The organism is Enterococcus sp. DIV1283b, assembly GCF_051710965.1.
GTDB lineage: Bacteria > Bacillota > Bacilli > Lactobacillales > Enterococcaceae > Enterococcus_B > Enterococcus_B lactis.
The window spans coordinates 1,584,267-1,599,878 of sequence record NZ_JBIOLR010000001.1; the positions used below are offsets into that span (position 1 = coordinate 1,584,267).

At 40.0% G+C, this 15,612-nt stretch carries 15 protein-coding genes; 2 read left to right on the forward strand and 13 right to left on the reverse strand.

The features are described from left to right. Positions 1-37: 37 nt before the first annotated feature. The 11 genes from carB to IGJ53_RS07835 form a co-directional block, all read right to left on the reverse strand. A complete protein-coding gene (carB, locus tag IGJ53_RS07785; RefSeq protein WP_010732649.1) occupies positions 38-3,223 on the reverse strand; it encodes a carbamoyl-phosphate synthase large subunit in 3,186 nt (1,061 codons plus the stop codon). A 4-nt stretch (positions 3,224-3,227) separates the two neighbouring features. Then, a complete protein-coding gene (locus IGJ53_RS07790) occupies positions 3,228-4,304 on the reverse strand; it encodes a carbamoyl phosphate synthase small subunit (protein WP_002345088.1) in 1,077 nt (358 codons plus the stop codon). A gap of 4 nt (positions 4,305-4,308) precedes the next feature. Beyond that, complete coding sequence (locus IGJ53_RS07795) at positions 4,309-5,589, reverse strand: dihydroorotase (protein WP_010732650.1); 1,281 nt, start codon at positions 5,587-5,589, stop codon at positions 4,309-4,311. An 18-nt stretch (positions 5,590-5,607) separates the two neighbouring features. After that, positions 5,608-6,534: an aspartate carbamoyltransferase catalytic subunit gene (locus IGJ53_RS07800; RefSeq protein WP_002335694.1), complete on the reverse strand. Its 927-nt coding sequence runs from the start codon at positions 6,532-6,534 to the stop codon at positions 5,608-5,610. 12 nt (positions 6,535-6,546) lie between these two features. Next, complete coding sequence (locus IGJ53_RS07805; RefSeq protein ID WP_259741839.1) at positions 6,547-7,830, reverse strand: solute carrier family 23 protein; 1,284 nt, start codon at positions 7,828-7,830, stop codon at positions 6,547-6,549. A gap of 13 nt (positions 7,831-7,843) precedes the next feature. Then, entirely contained in the window at positions 7,844-8,383 is a 540-nt protein-coding gene (pyrR, locus tag IGJ53_RS07810) for a bifunctional pyr operon transcriptional regulator/uracil phosphoribosyltransferase PyrR (RefSeq protein WP_002295862.1), read from the reverse strand. A 235-nt stretch (positions 8,384-8,618) separates the two neighbouring features. Next, positions 8,619-9,530 carry an RluA family pseudouridine synthase gene (locus tag IGJ53_RS07815; RefSeq protein WP_002372427.1) on the reverse strand — a complete coding sequence of 304 codons (912 nt, stop codon included), beginning with the start codon at positions 9,528-9,530 and terminating at the stop codon, positions 8,619-8,621. Further along, positions 9,527-9,991 carry a signal peptidase II gene (gene lspA / locus IGJ53_RS07820; protein WP_002309326.1) on the reverse strand — a complete coding sequence of 155 codons (465 nt, stop codon included), beginning with the start codon at positions 9,989-9,991 and terminating at the stop codon, positions 9,527-9,529. The genes IGJ53_RS07815 and lspA overlap by 4 nt, the downstream gene beginning before the upstream one ends. Before the next feature lie 4 nt (positions 9,992-9,995). Beyond that, entirely contained in the window at positions 9,996-10,694 is a 699-nt protein-coding gene (locus IGJ53_RS07825) for a CBS domain-containing protein (protein ID WP_002309327.1), read from the reverse strand. Beyond that, positions 10,681-11,067: a hypothetical protein gene (locus tag IGJ53_RS07830; protein WP_010732652.1), complete on the reverse strand. Its 387-nt coding sequence runs from the start codon at positions 11,065-11,067 to the stop codon at positions 10,681-10,683. The genes IGJ53_RS07825 and IGJ53_RS07830 overlap by 14 nt, the downstream gene beginning before the upstream one ends. A gap of 173 nt (positions 11,068-11,240) precedes the next feature. Continuing rightward, positions 11,241-12,911, reverse strand: a complete 1,671-nt coding sequence (locus IGJ53_RS07835) for a formate--tetrahydrofolate ligase (protein ID WP_438749990.1) — start codon at positions 12,909-12,911, stop codon at positions 11,241-11,243. A 182-nt stretch (positions 12,912-13,093) separates the two neighbouring features. On the opposite strand from IGJ53_RS07835, the gene IGJ53_RS07840 reads away from it, so the two are divergent. Beyond that, positions 13,094-13,324, forward strand: a complete 231-nt coding sequence (locus tag IGJ53_RS07840; RefSeq protein WP_002315067.1) for a cold-shock protein — start codon at positions 13,094-13,096, stop codon at positions 13,322-13,324. A gap of 102 nt (positions 13,325-13,426) precedes the next feature. On the opposite strand, the gene IGJ53_RS07845 is transcribed toward IGJ53_RS07840, so the two are convergent. Next, positions 13,427-13,876, reverse strand: a complete 450-nt coding sequence (locus IGJ53_RS07845; RefSeq protein WP_002372422.1) for an EbsA family protein — start codon at positions 13,874-13,876, stop codon at positions 13,427-13,429. A gap of 78 nt (positions 13,877-13,954) precedes the next feature. On the opposite strand from IGJ53_RS07845, the gene IGJ53_RS07850 reads away from it, so the two are divergent. Further along, positions 13,955-14,359, forward strand: a complete 405-nt coding sequence (locus IGJ53_RS07850; RefSeq protein WP_002372420.1) for a ribonuclease HI family protein — start codon at positions 13,955-13,957, stop codon at positions 14,357-14,359. A 46-nt stretch (positions 14,360-14,405) separates the two neighbouring features. Here the strand turns inward: IGJ53_RS07850 and IGJ53_RS07855 are convergent, their stop codons facing one another. Beyond that, complete coding sequence (locus IGJ53_RS07855) at positions 14,406-15,554, reverse strand: cation diffusion facilitator family transporter (RefSeq protein ID WP_010732654.1); 1,149 nt, start codon at positions 15,552-15,554, stop codon at positions 14,406-14,408. Between the last annotated feature and the right edge of the window lie 58 nt (positions 15,555-15,612).

Here is a 15,612-nt window from a genome sequence, read left to right on the forward strand (position 1 = left end):
CGGATTTTCTTCTTTCGGTCTTAACATGTGTACACCGTTAAATAGGGTTGGTTGAAAATGCACGGGATTCCATCACTCGAACGATCGCATCTGCTGTGTCTAAAGAAGTAAACAACGGAATACCATGTTCAACTGCTTCTCTTCGGATAATGAAGCCGTCTTTAGAAGCATTTCCCCGATCTTTATCAATCGTATTGACAACCACTTGTGTTTTACCATCTCGTATCAAGTCGACTACATTTTTTTCTGCTGCTTGCTCAGAAATTTTCGCAACTGTTTCAACAACCAAACCATGTTTTTCGAAATAGGCAGCTGTATGTTTCGTTCCTATCAGACTATAGCCGATTTCTGTAAAACGTTTAGCCAACTCTAGTGCTTCTTCTTTTGTTTCATCCGCAATCGTAAACAATACGGCTCCATATTCAGGCAAGTGTAATCCAGAAGCTTCGAATGCCTTGTACAAAGCTTTGTCTAATTGTCTATCAGATCCCATTACTTCTCCAGTCGATTTCATTTCAGGTCCTAAGTAAGTATCGACTTTCTGCAATTTAGTAAAAGAAAAGACGGGCGCTTTAACATGGACTTCTTTTGTTTCCTTATAAAGTCCGTTTTCATAACCAAGTGCCTTTAATTTTTCTCCCAAAATAGCTTTCGTCGCAATTTGTGCCATTGGAATTCCTGTCACCTTACTTAAGAATGGAACAGTCCGACTTGCTCGAGGATTGACTTCGATCACATAAACCTCATTTTCATGGATGACAAACTGGATATTCATCATCCCGACACAATTCAAACCTAATGCTAAACGGATCGTGTAGTCTTCGATCGTTTTCTTGATTGATTCAGATAATGTTTGAGGTGGATACACAGCCATTGAATCCCCTGAATGGACACCAGCACGCTCAATATGCTCCATGATCCCTGGGATGAGTACTGTTTCACCGTCACAAATCGCATCCACTTCGCATTCGCCACCAAGCAAATAGCGGTCCACTAGTACTGGATGTTCTGGAGAAGCTTTCACAGCATGTTCCATGTAGTCTTCTAAATCTCTCTGATTTTCAACGATTTCCATCGCACGTCCGCCTAATACATAGCTTGGACGAACAAGAACTGGATAACCAATTCTCGAAGCGATAACCACGGCTTCTTCTTTACTTGTAGCAGTATCCCCTAAAGGTTGAGGAATATCCAACTCTTTCAGCGCTTGCTCGAATAAATCACGATTTTCCGCACGATCCAAGTCTTCGATCGTTGTCCCTAAGATTTTTACACCAGCAGTAGTCAAAGGTTCGGCTAAGTTGATTGCTGTCTGACCACCGAATTGAACGATTACTCCTATCGGCTGTTCTAGCTCGATCACATTCATCACATCTTCGAAGGTCAATGGCTCAAAATATAATTTATCCGAAATAGAAAAGTCAGTAGAAACTGTTTCCGGATTGCTGTTCATGATGATTGCCTCGTATCCTGCCTGCTGAATTGCTTTGACAGAATGCACAGTCGCATAGTCAAATTCAACCCCTTGTCCGATACGGATAGGACCAGATCCCAGTACTAGAACTGAGGGCTTTTCTGATCGTGAACTTTCATTTTCATATTCATAGGAACTATAAAAATAAGGTGTTTTTGATTCGAATTCCGCTGCACAAGTGTCAACCATTTTATATACAGGAATCAAATCATTTTCTTTTCTCATCTGGCGAACGGCTTCTTCGCTTATTTCCCACAGCTCCGCCACTTTTTTGTCTGTAAAACCGTTTTGTTTCGCTGTTTTCAATATCTTGTCATCCAACGGCTGCTGTTTCAACTGCTGTTCGATTTCTACGATATGCAACAGTTTATCTAAAAAGAATAAATCGATTTTTGTCAAATCCGCCAATTCTTCTATGGTGTACCCTCGTCTAATAGCTTCAGCTACATAAAACAGGCGATCATCTTGTGCTCGAACCACTTTTTGGATTAGGTCATCGTCCGTGATATCTGCCAACTCAGGAAGTTCGATATGGTGTGTACCGATTTCTAAAGAACGCACAGCTTTCAATAAAGACTCTTCGATATTCCGACCGATAGCCATCACTTCACCAGTTGCTTTCATCTGCGTGCCTAAAAGCCGTTCTCCGTTTTCAAACTTATCAAACGGCCAGCGAGGAATTTTAGCTACAACATAATCTAATGCAGGTTCAAATTCTGCAAAAGTCGTTCCTGTGACAGGATTTTTCATTTCGTCTAATGTTAATCCAAGCGCTATTTTAGCAGCTAGCTTAGCAATCGGATAGCCAGTCGCCTTACTTGCTAACGCAGATGAACGAGAAACACGCGGATTGACTTCAATCACATAATAATTAAAACTATGCGGATCAAGAGCAAGTTGGACGTTACAGCCTCCTTCAATCTTAAGTGCACGAATAATCGAAAGAGAAGCATCACGAAGCATTTGATATTCATGGTCAGACAATGTCTGGCTAGGAGCAAATACGATAGAATCACCTGTATGGATACCCACTGGGTCAAAATTTTCCATATTGCAGACAACGATTGCATTATCAGCCGAATCTCTCATCACTTCATATTCAATTTCTTTAAAACCCGCAATACTTCGTTCAATCAAACATTGGGTAGCCGGGGAAAGACTTAATCCATTTTCTGATACTGTTCGTAACTCTTCTTCATTTTCACACATGCCTCCACCAGTCCCGCCTAAAGTAAAGGCCGGACGAACGATGACGGGATAGCCGATTTTATTTGCAAACGCTACAGCTTCTTCTACTGTATTGACGATTTCAGACTCAGGGATCGGCTGATTCAATTCTTTCATCAACTGTTTGAATAGATCACGGTCTTCTGCTTGATCGATCGCAGAAAGCTTCGTTCCTAGAAGTTCTATGTTCAATTCTTCTAAAATACCAGATGCTGCCAGCTCCATTGCCATATTGAGGCCTGTCTGTCCGCCTAAAGTTGGAAGGAGAGCATCAGGACGCTCTTTTCGAAGAATCCTTGATACAAATTCAAGTGTGATCGGTTCGATATATACTTGATCTGCCACTTCTTTGTCCGTCATGATCGTCGCAGGATTAGAATTTACTAAAACTACTTCATATCCTTCTTCTTTTAAGGCAAGACAAGCTTGTGTTCCTGCGTAGTCAAATTCTGCGGCTTGACCAATGATGATCGGACCAGATCCAATCACCATAATTTTCTTGATATCTGTACGTTTCGGCATCTGTTTACTGCTCCTTTCCTGCATCCATCATTTCCATAAATTCATCAAATAAATGTAGTGCATCGTGCGGACCAGGGGCAGCATCTGGATGAAACTGCACACTGAAAGCGGGATAATCTCTGTGTTTGACTCCTTCTACTGTTCCGTCATTTACTTCTACATGGGTTACGATGAGTTTTTCTGGATCAATCGTGGCTTCATCGACTGCATAGCCATGATTTTGAGAAGTAAAATCAATTCTTCCGGTCGCTACTTCTCGTACCGGGTGATTTAATCCTCGATGTCCGAATTTCATTTTATAGGTATCTGCACCGTTGGCTAAAGCAAATAACTGGTGACCAAGACAAATACCAAAAATCGGTACTTTTCCTTGAATTTTTTTGATCATTTCGATTGCTTCTGGCACATCTTTTGGATCACCAGGTCCATTCGTCAGCATGACTCCGTCTGGTGATAGCGCTAAAATCGTCTCGGCATCTGTGTTATAGGGAAGTACTGTGAGGTTACAGTTTCTTTTACTCAATTCTCGTAAAATACTATGTTTCAAGCCGAAGTCAATGACGATGACTTTCCGTCCTGTTCCTGGACTTGGATAGGGTTTGTTAGTGGAGACTTGCTGCACTTGATTGGTTGCTAGAACGGTTGCTTTCAGCTGATCAAATGCATGTTCGAAGGAATCTCCAGCATCAACGATACTTGCTTTCATCGTTCCGACTTCACGGATTTTACGAGTAAGGGCGCGCGTATCGATACCTGATATTCCAGGAATCCCTTTTTGTTTCAAAAATGAATCTAGCGTCATTTGGTTTCGCCAATTTGAAGCTACACGCGCGTGCTCTTTTACTACTACTCCTTTGCATGTAGGAGAAATCGATTCATAATCATCTCTATTTACCCCATAATTGCCCACCATAGGATAGGTAAATGTAATGATTTGACCGTTGAAACTTTGATCGGTGATGGTTTCTTGATAACCAGTCATACTTGTTGTAAAAACGATTTCTCCGAAGACATTTGCATCCGCACCAAAAGCTTTTCCTTCGAAAACTGTTCCATCTTCTAATATAAGCAAACGTTCCATACTTTTATTCTCCCTTCTGCCACACAAGTTTTCCGTTGACAAAAGTCATTTGTGTTTCACCTTTTACTTTCCAACCGATAAAAGGTGTATTTTCCCCTTTTGATAAAAAGTCTTCTTTATCGATCGTGCAAGTTTTTGTAATATCAAAAATTGCTACATCAGCGGGTGCGCCGACTGTCAGTGTTCCTGCATTCAAACCAAAAATCTCGGCCGGTTTAACTGCCAACCAATTGATTACTTGTTCCAATGTGAATTGTCCAGTTTCTACAAAATGAGTGTAAATCAGTTGGAATGCTGTTTCGCTTCCTACGATGCCAAATGGTGATTTCATGAAGCTTTGGCTTTTTTCTTCTAATCCATGCGGAGCATGATCTGTAGCGATACAATCGATTGTGCCGTCAAGCAAACCTTCGATCAAGGCTTCCCTGTCCTCCCGTCCTCTTAGCGGTGGGTTCATTTTCCAAAAGCCGAAATCTTCGGGAATATCTTCGTCAATCAAGATAAGATGATGGGGCGAAACTTCCGCTGTTACGTGTATTCCTGCTTTTTTTGCGTCTCTGATTACTCGGACACTCTCTTTAGTAGATACGTGGCACACATGGTAATGAACACCAGTTGCTTCAGCTAGCAACAAATCTCTGGCGATTTGAGAAGACTCGGTTACACTTAAGATCCCGGGAAGACCAAGTTCTTCTGCCTTCTTGCCAGCGTGCATAACACCGCCAAATAATAAGGATTCGTCTTCTGTATGGGCTACTAGTGCTTTATTGTTTTTCGCAGCTTCTTTCATAGCCAGATACATCGTTCCAGCCGTTTGGACACCTACACCGTCATTTGTGAAAGCAAAAGCACCTTCTTCAATCAGTGCTTCTTGATCAACTAATTTCTCACTTCGCAGATTTTCTGTGATTGGCGCATACTGTAATACCTTCACAACTGCATCTTTTCTAATGATGTCATATACTTGTTTCAGCTTTTCTGACGTATCAGGTACAGGATTTAAATTCGGCATCGCACATACAGTAGTAAAACCACCACGTGCAGCTGAGCGAGTTCCAGCTTCGATCGTCTCCTTGTATGTAAATCCTGGCTCTCTCAAATGGACATGGACGTCCACTAAACCAGGTGTGATCAATTGTCCCTTTGCATCAAACACTTCATCAAATTCGGCTTCTGAGAATCCTGTACCGATTGCTTTGATTCGCCCATCTTCTATCCAAATTTCTGCTGGTGTCGTCATATTTTTTCGTGTATTGATCTGACCGTTTTTAATGAGTGTTTTCATTTTTTCATCCTCCTATAATTACGCTTTTCCATTTAGTACTGCTTCTAAGATTGCCATTCTGACAAAGACACCATTGCTCATTTGTTGAACGATTCGTGACTGTAATCCTTCCACTAATGAATCAGCTAATTCCACATCGCGGTTAACTGGTGCTGGGTGCATAATGATTGCATGTTTTTGCAGCTTCTTCGCACGTTCAACTGTTAAACCATATTCCTGATGGTAGCCTTCTTTTGAGAAGCTTTCTTTTCCATCATGGCGTTCGTGTTGCACTCGAAGCATCATCATGACATCAACTTGATCTAGTAGTTCGTCCAATGGCATATAATGTCCGTATACTTCGAACTCCTCATCGTACCATTCTCTAGGACCTGAGAAGAATACTTGTGCACCTAAACGTTTTAACATCTGCATATTGGATTTCGCTACCCGAGAGTGAGTGATGTCCCCTACAATGGCAACTTTCAGTCCTTCAAAGTGTCCAAATTCTTCATAAATCGTCATCAAATCAAGCAAGCATTGGGTTGGATGCTGTCCGCTTCCGTCTCCCCCATTAATAATCGAGCACTGGATGGTTTTGCTTTGTATCAGTTCGTCATAATAGTTCTCATCACCATGACGGATGACCGCTACGTCTACACCTAATGCAGACATCGTCAGTACTGTATCGTATAACGTTTCTCCTTTTTGGACAGAGCTTGTACTTGCTTCAAATTCAATCACTTCGAGCCCTAGTTTTTTCTCCGCTACGTCAAAACTTTTATGTGTGCGGGTACTATTTTCGAAAAAGAGGTTTGTAGCAAAGTACTGGCGCTTTTGCGGAGTCCAATTAGCCCCTTGCTTGAATTCTTGCCCTCTGCGAATCAAGCCCATAACTTCTTGGTCAGTAAGTGCCTCAACGGTCAATAAATGCTTTAAACTGATACGTTCTGATTTGATGATCATAATGTTTCCTCCTTAGTTTTCTTCGCTTCGTGAAGTTTCTGGTAAGATAAGATTTAAAATGATGCCAAGTACAGTTGCTAACGCCATTGCCGACAATGTAAATGTGCCTACTTCAAAGACAAGTCCGCCAATTCCTACTACTAGGATAACTGAAGCAATCAACAGATTTTTCTTTTTGTCAAAATCGATTTTGTTCTCGATCAAAATCTTCATTCCACTTGCTGCAATGACACCAAACAAGATAAAACTGATTCCTGAGATGACTGGTCCAGGGATACTTAAAATCAAAGCGCTTAATTTTCCTACGAATCCCAAAACGACTGCAAAGACTGCAGCTCCCCCAATCACGAACACGCTATGGACGCGTGTGATAGCCAGAACACCAATGTTTTCGCCGTAACTTGTTACAGGAGGTCCACCAACGAAGGCTGCTACGATTTGTGCTAAGCCATCACCTGTCAACGTCTTATGAAGACCCGGTTCTTCAAAGAAATTACGTTTAGTTAGTTTATTCAATACCATAAGATGGCCGATATGCTCTGTCATCGTCACAAAAGCGATGGGTGCCATTGTTGTGATTGCTCCAAGATATAGCTTTGGTTCATATTGTACAAAGGGAATCTCAAAGTTAGGAACAGCAAACCAGGCAGCGTCTACGATTGGCTTAGTATCCACGATTCCAAACAGCAAGGCTACGATGTACCCGCTAATAATACCTAGTAAAATCGGAATCAATCCGAGAAAACCTCTTAGCCACATGTTGAAGAAGATGGTCAATCCTAATGTGATCAGTGCTACGGCAATATACTTGAAATCATATGTGCCTTGATTATACATAGCATTTGTTGCTGCATTTGCCGCAAGTCCCAACCCGATAACCATGATGACTGGGCCGACGACGATCGGAGGCAAGATTTTATCCAGCCATGCTGAACCGATCTTTTTGATGATCAACGCCACAATCAAGTAGACTAATCCAGTTGTGACTGCTCCTTGTGCAATCGCTGGATAACCATCTGTTTTCATCAAAAGCTGCATCGCCGCAATGAAAGCGAAGCTGCTTCCTAAGTACGCCGGTATCTTTCCTTTAGTAGTAAATAAGTACACTAATGTCCCTAGTCCTGAACTGACTAGCGCGATACCTGGATCGATCCCTACTAAGATAGGTACTAACACGGTTGCTCCGAACATCGTGAACAAGTGTTGTAAACTTAATCCAATCCAATGTCCTGGGGTTGGGCGATCGTGGATATCTAACACCACGTCATCATTATGAAATCCTTTTTTCTCCGACATGTTTCTCTCTCCTCTAATCTTCCTCTTTCAAAATCATGATGCGATCTTGTCCATCAAGCTCTTGCATCTCTACTAAAATCTCTTCCGCCCGAGATGTTGGAATGTTCTTTCCAACATAATCTGCACGGATTGGCAATTCTCGATGCCCACGATCTACTAGGACTGCTAATGAAATTTTTCTTGGTCTGCCAAAATCCATTACTGCGTCCATTGCTGCTCGAATCGTTCGTCCTGTATACAAAACATCATCAATCAAAATAACTTCTTTTCCTTCTAAGGAAACTGGGATGTCAGAAGAATGAAGTTCCGGTTCTTCTGGATTTTCTTTTTTGTCATCTCGGTATAAAGTGATATCTAGTTCTCCCACAGGAATATCGATATCTTCTAGTTGCTTCAAACGTTCAGCGATTCTTGATGCAATGTAGATCCCTCGTGTTTTGATACCTACCAATACGATATCTTGGATACTATGGTTTCTCTCGATAATCTCATAAGTGATTCGAGTCAATGCTCGCTTCATCGTTACCTGATCTACTACTTCTTTTGCTTGCATTTTCATTCCCCCTACTTTTTTGCATAAAAAAACTCCTGCCCTAAGAGGACAGGAGGAATGTTTAGACTGAGCGTATACTGATACACTGATAGCTATACTATGTCAATGAGCAATTTACTTTATGGCGCACCATACGTATCCTTGCTCCCACCCTTCTTAGCCTCACGGGACTAAACTTAAAGGAATTCTATTAAGTTTTATGCTTTCGTTGTTAATTACTATACCGTTATCTAAATTAAAATGCAATGTTTTTTCTTAATTTTTCTAAAGTTTTTTCAAAAACTTCTGGAAGAGGTGCTTCAAAGACCATCTTTTCATTTGTAGTCGGGTGTGTAAAACCTAGCATTTGCGCATGGAGAAACTGACCATTGCCTTTCAAAGTTTTCTTCGGTCCATATACTGGATCTCCAGCTAACGGATAGCCGATATACTTCATATGCACGCGGATCTGATGTGTTCTTCCAGTTTCCAGTTTTAATTCAACCAGAGTAAAACCTTCAAAACGTTCCAACACAGTAAAATGCGTGACAGCTGGCTTCCCATCTTCTCTTATCGCCTGCATTTTTCGGTTTTCTTTCGAACGGCCGATTGGCGCATTGATCGTGCCTTTTTCGTGAGGAATCTCTCCATGGACTAAAGCAACATATTTACGTAAAGAAGTCTTATCTTTTAATTGCTCAGCTAATGATTCGTGTGCCTGGTCATTTTTAGCAACCATTAGCAGACCTGAAGTATCTTTGTCGATTCGGTGGACGATACCTGGTCGGATAACCCCGTTGATCGTAGAAAGATCCTTGATATGATACATCAGCGCATTGACCATTGTGCCATGCGTATGACCTGCTGAAGGATGAACGACCATTCCTTGGGGTTTATTGATTACCGCGACATCTTCATCTTCATAAACGATGGTCAACGGGATGTTCTCTGGGACAACATCTAATGTTTCTGGTTCAGGGATCAAGACAGTGATCTCGTCTCCTTGTTTTACTTTGTAATTTGCTTTGACTGGTTGTCCATTGACAGAAACCGCACGTTCTTTCAGCCACAATTGAATTTGCGAACGGCTGTAATCACTGAATAAATTAGTCAATACTTTATCGATCCTACCAGATTCATGGCGAATCGTTGTTTTAAGTTCTGTCATTTTTTTCTTTGATCCTTTTCATCTAAAATAATATAAATTAATATACAGATCACTCCGCATACAAGTGTCACATCTGCTACATTGAAAATTGGAAAGTTCATAAAGTCTGTTTGAAACATATCTACTACATAGCCAAGTCGGAGACGATCAATAAAGTTGCCAATCGCACCAGCTAGAATCAGGCTCAATCCAATCATGAACCAGCGATTACCTTTTTCACGATTTTTAATCATCAATGTGAGAATCACAACGACTGCAATGAGTGTCACTATAGTAAAGAACCACATCTTCCCTTCTAGCATACTCCATGCGGCTCCAGTGTTTCGAATATGATTCAGTGACAAAATACCTGGTATAAGACTTTTCGTCTCTCCAAGCGCTAAATTATCAGTGATCCACCATTTGACCAGCTGATCCACTCCCACTAGCAGAGCACTGAATATCCAATAAATAATTAACAAAAAATCAATCCTTTTCTATTTGTTTATAAATATCGCGAGGTCGTATGATCCCAAGCAGATTACCATCGGGATTCCCATCTTTAGTGATAAGTACGGCTTCCAAAGTTCCTTGCTCGCGAAACATCGCTTCAACCTCGTAAATATGTGTTTTAGCTGGAACAAAATGATAATTTGTGTACTTCCCATTCTGGATAATCAAATCCAATGCTCGTTTATTTGTTAAATCAACAGGACCTTTTTGGCTTTCTTTTGCTAGCCAAAATCCGATATTTCGTAAAGTAATCAATGCTACAAATTTTCCTTTATTGTATAACGGAAACTGTGAATACCTTTTTTCTGCTACTATCTTTAACAGTTCAAGTAGCGGAAGATCTTGCTCAAAACCTGTTACACGTTTCGCAAATCGAGGTAGTACGGTTTCTGGGCGTATTAGTTCTTGTTCGATCAGCTGGATTCGCTTGACTGTCCAATCATTTGGTTCGGCAATGACAAAATCGACGGCGATTCGGTCATGGACGATCGCATTCCTCAACTGAGCAAGCTGTAAAAGATCATCTTCATATTTTCTGATCATCAATTGTTTTCTTTGAGCTAGGCGTCTGACAAGTTCGGTAAATCCCATGTTTCGTGCATTTCCCATCTCGTCTCTCATCCATTTTTCGATTCGATTGAAACTGATTAAAAAAAGATCAGAGTTTGCCATAATTTTCCTCCTTGATCAAATATGCCCGGTTTTTTATATAGAAAAAGAACGCAAACAACACGATAACTGCAAAAAAACTGAAAAATAGATTTTGTAGGAAAACGGCCCCCAACCCAGTTGCCAGAAATAAGAACGGGTAGATCTGAAGAATCAAACTATTCATTGTGATCACATAGACAGGCTTTGCTTCTTTCACTGTATAAACGGGGCTTTTTAGCCAATAAAAGGTGACCTGCATCGTAAAGGGCACTTCCAGATCAAGCGTTATCTTTTGTTCATGATTGAGAACACTGCGTTTTTCATTATTGATTCTTAATTGAATCGAGCTGCCCATACCGTAAAAACCGGTTTTTCTTATAAATGTCGTTTTCATCGTACCCTCCTATTATGCTTTAGTATAGCTCAAAATACAATAAAGAAAAAGAATGATCCTAGCGCAAACACAATTAATCTCTTGATACCTTCAAAAAAAGAAGCTGTAGTCAAAATACAGCTCCTCTTATGTTTAATGAAAGTTATTTAGTATACGGTAGATTATAATTAAGCTTAAAACAATCCCAATACTTCTCCGTCGTTTGTCACGTCCATATTTAATGCAGCAGGTTTTTTAGGCAAACCAGGCATCGTCATAACATCCCCAGTTAAGGCTACTAAAAATCCTGCCCCTAATTTTGGGATGATCTCACGTATCGTGATAGTGAAATCTTCAGGTGCGCCTAGCAAGGAAGGATCATCAGAGAATGAATATTGTGTTTTCGCCATACAAATCGGCAAATTATCCCATCCATTTTTCGTAAATTCTTCTATTTGTTTTTGCGCCTTTTTACTAAAAACAACACCATTTCCTCCGTAGATTTTCTTGACGATTGTTTCAGTCTTTTCTTGTATCGTTTCTTCTAGGCGATACAATGGCTTGTAATCAGCTTCTTTTCTATCAATCAATCGTACCACAGCTTCTGCTAAATCAACGCCACCTTCTGCTCCATTTGCCCATACACTTGCTCTTTTAGCAAGGATTCCCTGATCTTCGCACAAGTGCTCCAGCAATGTAAGCTCACTATCTGTATCTGTTACGAATTCATTGATTGCGACGATCACAGGGAGTTGGTATTGTTCCATGTTACGTATATGACGTTTTAGATTTGCAAAACCTATTTTCAAAGCGTCAAGATTCTCATTTTTAAGTTCATCTTTTTTCATTCCGCCATGCATTTTCAATGCGCGGATAGTTGCGACGATCACCACTGCATCCGGCGTTTTTTTCAAGTTAGGTACTTTGATATCTAAAAATTTCTCTCCGCCAAGATCTGCACCAAATCCTGCCTCTGTGACAACGTAATCTGCTAATCTCAATGCTGTCTTGGTAGCTAAAATACTATTGCAGCCATGGGCGATATTGGCAAACGGTCCCCCGTGGACAAAAGCTGGTGTTCCGTAAATTGTTTGTACAAGATTCGGCTTGATTGCATCTTTCAGCAGTAATGCCAGAGCGCCTTCTGCTTTCAAGTCTCCAGCAGTCACAGGCTGACGGTCAAATGTATAGCCGACAACGATCCTTGCAAGACGAGCCTTTAAATCTTCAAGGTCTGCCGCAAGACACAAGATAGCCATGATTTCGCTGGCAACTGTGATATTAAACCCATCTTCTCTTGGGACACCTTGGATTGGCCCACCCAAGCCAACAATTACTTTACGCAGTTCACGATCATTGAGATCGACTACCCGTTTCCAAATCACTCGGCGGGCATCGATGTTCAATTCATTTCCTTGATGAATATGATTATCTAAAAGAGCAGATAATGCATTATTAGCTGTTGTGATAGCATGCATGTCACCAGTAAAATGCAAGTTGATATCTTCCATAGGCAATACCTGTGCATATCCTCCGCCTGCAGCACCACCTTTGATTCCCATCACAGGACCAAGTGAGGGTTCTCGCAATGCAATAACAGATTTTTTATTGATTTTATTGAGCGCGTCTCCTAACCCTACAGTGATCGTTGACTTTCCTTCGCCAGCTGGTGTTGGATTGATGGAAGTAACTAAGATCAAATGCCCCTCAGCGTTATCCTTTGATCGATTGATTCCAGAAAAATTGATTTTCGCCTTATATTTCCCATACAGTTCCAAATCGTCTTCCTTAAGATCTAATTTACTAGCTACTTCAACAATCGGTTCTAGCTCTGTTTCTTGTGAAATTTGCAGATCACTCTTCATTTGATTACCCCTTTTCACGAACTTTATTCAACAAAATATCTTCTTTGTTAAGATATGCCAATTATACCTTTTTTTATTCAGAAAAAAAACATTAAATTACAGGTTTTTAATTTATTTGACGTACTTATAAATACTCTTTATAATGAAGGCTATGATCAGACTTTAGAAAGGTCGTGAGTGCTTTGACCACAGGAATTGTAAAATGGTTTGACAACAAAAAAGGATACGGCTTTATCAGTTATGATGACACAGAAGAAATTTTTGTACATTTTACTGCGATTGAAGAAGAGGGATTCAAAACTTTGGAAGAAAATCAAGTGGTCGAATTTGAGATCATCGAGGGGAATCGAGGAACACAAGCTGCCCATGTCAAGAAAGGCAGTGTTCAGACTTCCGAATCCAGTATACATTGATTTAGATAATCAAATAGAGTGAGACGCTTAACGGGTTATCCGTACGTCTCACTCTTTTCTTTTCCTACAAAGATTCATTTCTTCAGGGCCTATTTTTTAAAATTAACTTTTTCTATTTTTCGTATATGGGGTATTATTTCTTTGCTGTTGAGAAGATGGTCCTACTTTAGGCCCGTTTTTTTCAAGATGATCAAAAAGAACCACTTGATCTTTTTTTCGCATCATAAAAACAGATGGGTCTTTCTCATTTTGCAATGTCATTTGTACTCCTGTATTAGTCGGTGTCAAAGACCGAATCTGACCGACAGTTATTTCTCGGTCTTTCCAAAAAGCAGCATAGCGTATGATGACCGAGTTGGATTTTAAAATAAAAGAACGCCGCCATCCTAGAAATAGAAAAACAAGAAAAACACCTAAAACAATATTGCTTTTCCAATAAGGACCTGTGTTTTCTAAAGAAAGAATCAGACTAAAAAACAGAATGATCAAGGTCAATGACCAATAGATGATCGTATGTGCCAGTTCAGGCTGCCATCGAATATTTTTTTTCATTCTCTAACCTCTCACCGATTCAGTAATGATATAATCTTACCATAACATTAATTTGAACAAAAAGGAGAATCTCTTTTTATGTTAAAAGTATACATTGATGCCTCTACAAAAGGCAACCCTGGACCTAGCGGAGGAGGGATTTTGATTGTCTATCAAGGTAAACAAGAACAGCTATCTATTCCCCTTTCCGTAGGGACAAACCATCAAGCAGAGTTCGAAGTCTTTTTAAAAACTTTAGAATTTCTAAAGAATAAAGATTTACAGAATGAAACGATTTTCTGTTTTTCAGACAGCAAAACACTGGTTTCTACAGTCGATAAAAACACAACGAAGAACGAGCTTTTCCTTCCCTATCTCCAAAAAATCAAAGAACTTCTGCCTGAATTTTCCTTATTGATCCTGCAATGGTTGCCCGAAAACAAAAACAAAGGGGCAGATAACCTCGCACGACAAGCTCTACAAAAACAATTAAAAGAAAGATAGACTCTTTGAAGAAAAAACTTTAAAGAGTCTTTTTAGTATCTTATCTTTAATACAAAAGATAATTGTGATCAAACGTGATTTCCAAATGATAATCTCCGATTTTCTCTTCTATTTGAATACGTAAGATTCTTTCGAGTTCTGTATCATCAAATTGGAATTTTTCAGGAACAACTACATCAAACTGCAGCGTTTTCCCTTGATGGATGACTCTAAAATCATGTATATCGAGCCCTCTACCTGTTTCAAGAAGAATTTGCTTTAATTGATGCAAGATATTATAGTATTTTTCGTTATCAACAGGCATTGGGTCCAAGTGACAGACAAGTTCCACGTCCAAAGACTTTTTAAAGTCTTTTTCTATCAGATCAATAATCTTATGTGCTTCATTCAAATTCATTGATTCATCTACTTCGATGTGGACTGATGCAAAGCGTTTATTGGGTCCATAGTTATGCACCAGCAAATCATGATAGCCAAGTATATCGTCGCAGGCATTCAAGTGCTCTTCCATTTCTTCAATCTCTGCTGACGTTGGACGACTACCTAATAGTTCATATACAAAATTCCGAAGCATCGTCAATCCACTATAAAGGATATATAATGCTAAAGCAAAACCGATATATCCATCGATACGCCATCCAGTTACCCATTCGATTGCTGCTGAAAGCAATACAGCCAGTGTAGTAAAGACATCATTATAACTATCTGTTGCTGTAGCTCTCAATGTTTCAGAATCAATGGATCGTGCAATAACCTGATACATTTTTCCTTGTGCAAATTTCAAAAAGATGGAAATGATCAGGACAAAAAAGACGATGGGTGCTAAAGAGACATTTTCTGGATGGATGATTTTTTCAACGGATGACTCTAAAAATTGAAATCCTACATAAGTAATGATGATTGAAACAAATAACCCACTGATATATTCGAAACGTTCATGTCCATAAGGATGTTCCTGATCCGCTGGCTTTGCAGCAATTTTAAATCCAATCAAAGTCAATATGGATGAAGCAGTGTCTGATAGACTATTCACTGCATCAGCCATAATGGAGACACTCCCTGAAAAAAGCCCGATCATTAGCTTAGAGACAAACAAAATCAGATTCGTAACCAATCCTAATACGCCAGCTAGTACTCCTTTTTTTGTCCGCTGTTGCAGTATTTGTTTCTTTTTTTCTTCTTGTTTCTTAACCAAGTTTTTTACCCCTTCTAGTTTGCTTGTTGCTCAGGTAAAAAGATGGAGAGGACAATTC

Excerpts from the sequence above, each read along its gene's own strand:
- carB (WP_010732649.1), bottom strand. The coding sequence starts at position 3,223 with ATGCCGAAACGTACAGATATCAAGAAAATTATGGTGATTGGATCTGGT.
- IGJ53_RS07790 (WP_002345088.1), bottom strand. The coding sequence starts at position 4,304 with ATGGAACGTTTGCTTATATTAGAAGATGGAACAGTTTTCGAAGGAAAA.
- IGJ53_RS07795 (WP_010732650.1), bottom strand. The coding sequence starts at position 5,589 with ATGAAAACACTCATTAAAAACGGTCAGATCAATACACGAAAAAATATG.
- IGJ53_RS07800 (WP_002335694.1), bottom strand. The coding sequence starts at position 6,534 with ATGATCATCAAATCAGAACGTATCAGTTTAAAGCATTTATTGACCGTT.
- IGJ53_RS07805 (WP_259741839.1), bottom strand. The coding sequence starts at position 7,830 with ATGTCGGAGAAAAAAGGATTTCATAATGATGACGTGGTGTTAGATATC.
- pyrR (WP_002295862.1), bottom strand. The coding sequence starts at position 8,383 with ATGCAAGCAAAAGAAGTAGTAGATCAGGTAACGATGAAGCGAGCATTG.
- IGJ53_RS07815 (WP_002372427.1), bottom strand. The coding sequence starts at position 9,530 with ATGACAGAACTTAAAACAACGATTCGCCATGAATCTGGTAGGATCGAT.
- IGJ53_RS07825 (WP_002309327.1), bottom strand. The coding sequence starts at position 10,694 with ATGGCAAACTCTGATCTTTTTTTAATCAGTTTCAATCGAATCGAAAAA.
- IGJ53_RS07830 (WP_010732652.1), bottom strand. The coding sequence starts at position 11,067 with ATGAAAACGACATTTATAAGAAAAACCGGTTTTTACGGTATGGGCAGC.
- IGJ53_RS07835 (WP_438749990.1), bottom strand. The coding sequence starts at position 12,911 with ATGAAGAGTGATCTGCAAATTTCACAAGAAACAGAGCTAGAACCGATT.
- IGJ53_RS07845 (WP_002372422.1), bottom strand. The coding sequence starts at position 13,876 with ATGAAAAAAAATATTCGATGGCAGCCTGAACTGGCACATACGATCATC.
- IGJ53_RS07850 (WP_002372420.1), top strand. The coding sequence starts at position 13,955 with ATGTTAAAAGTATACATTGATGCCTCTACAAAAGGCAACCCTGGACCT.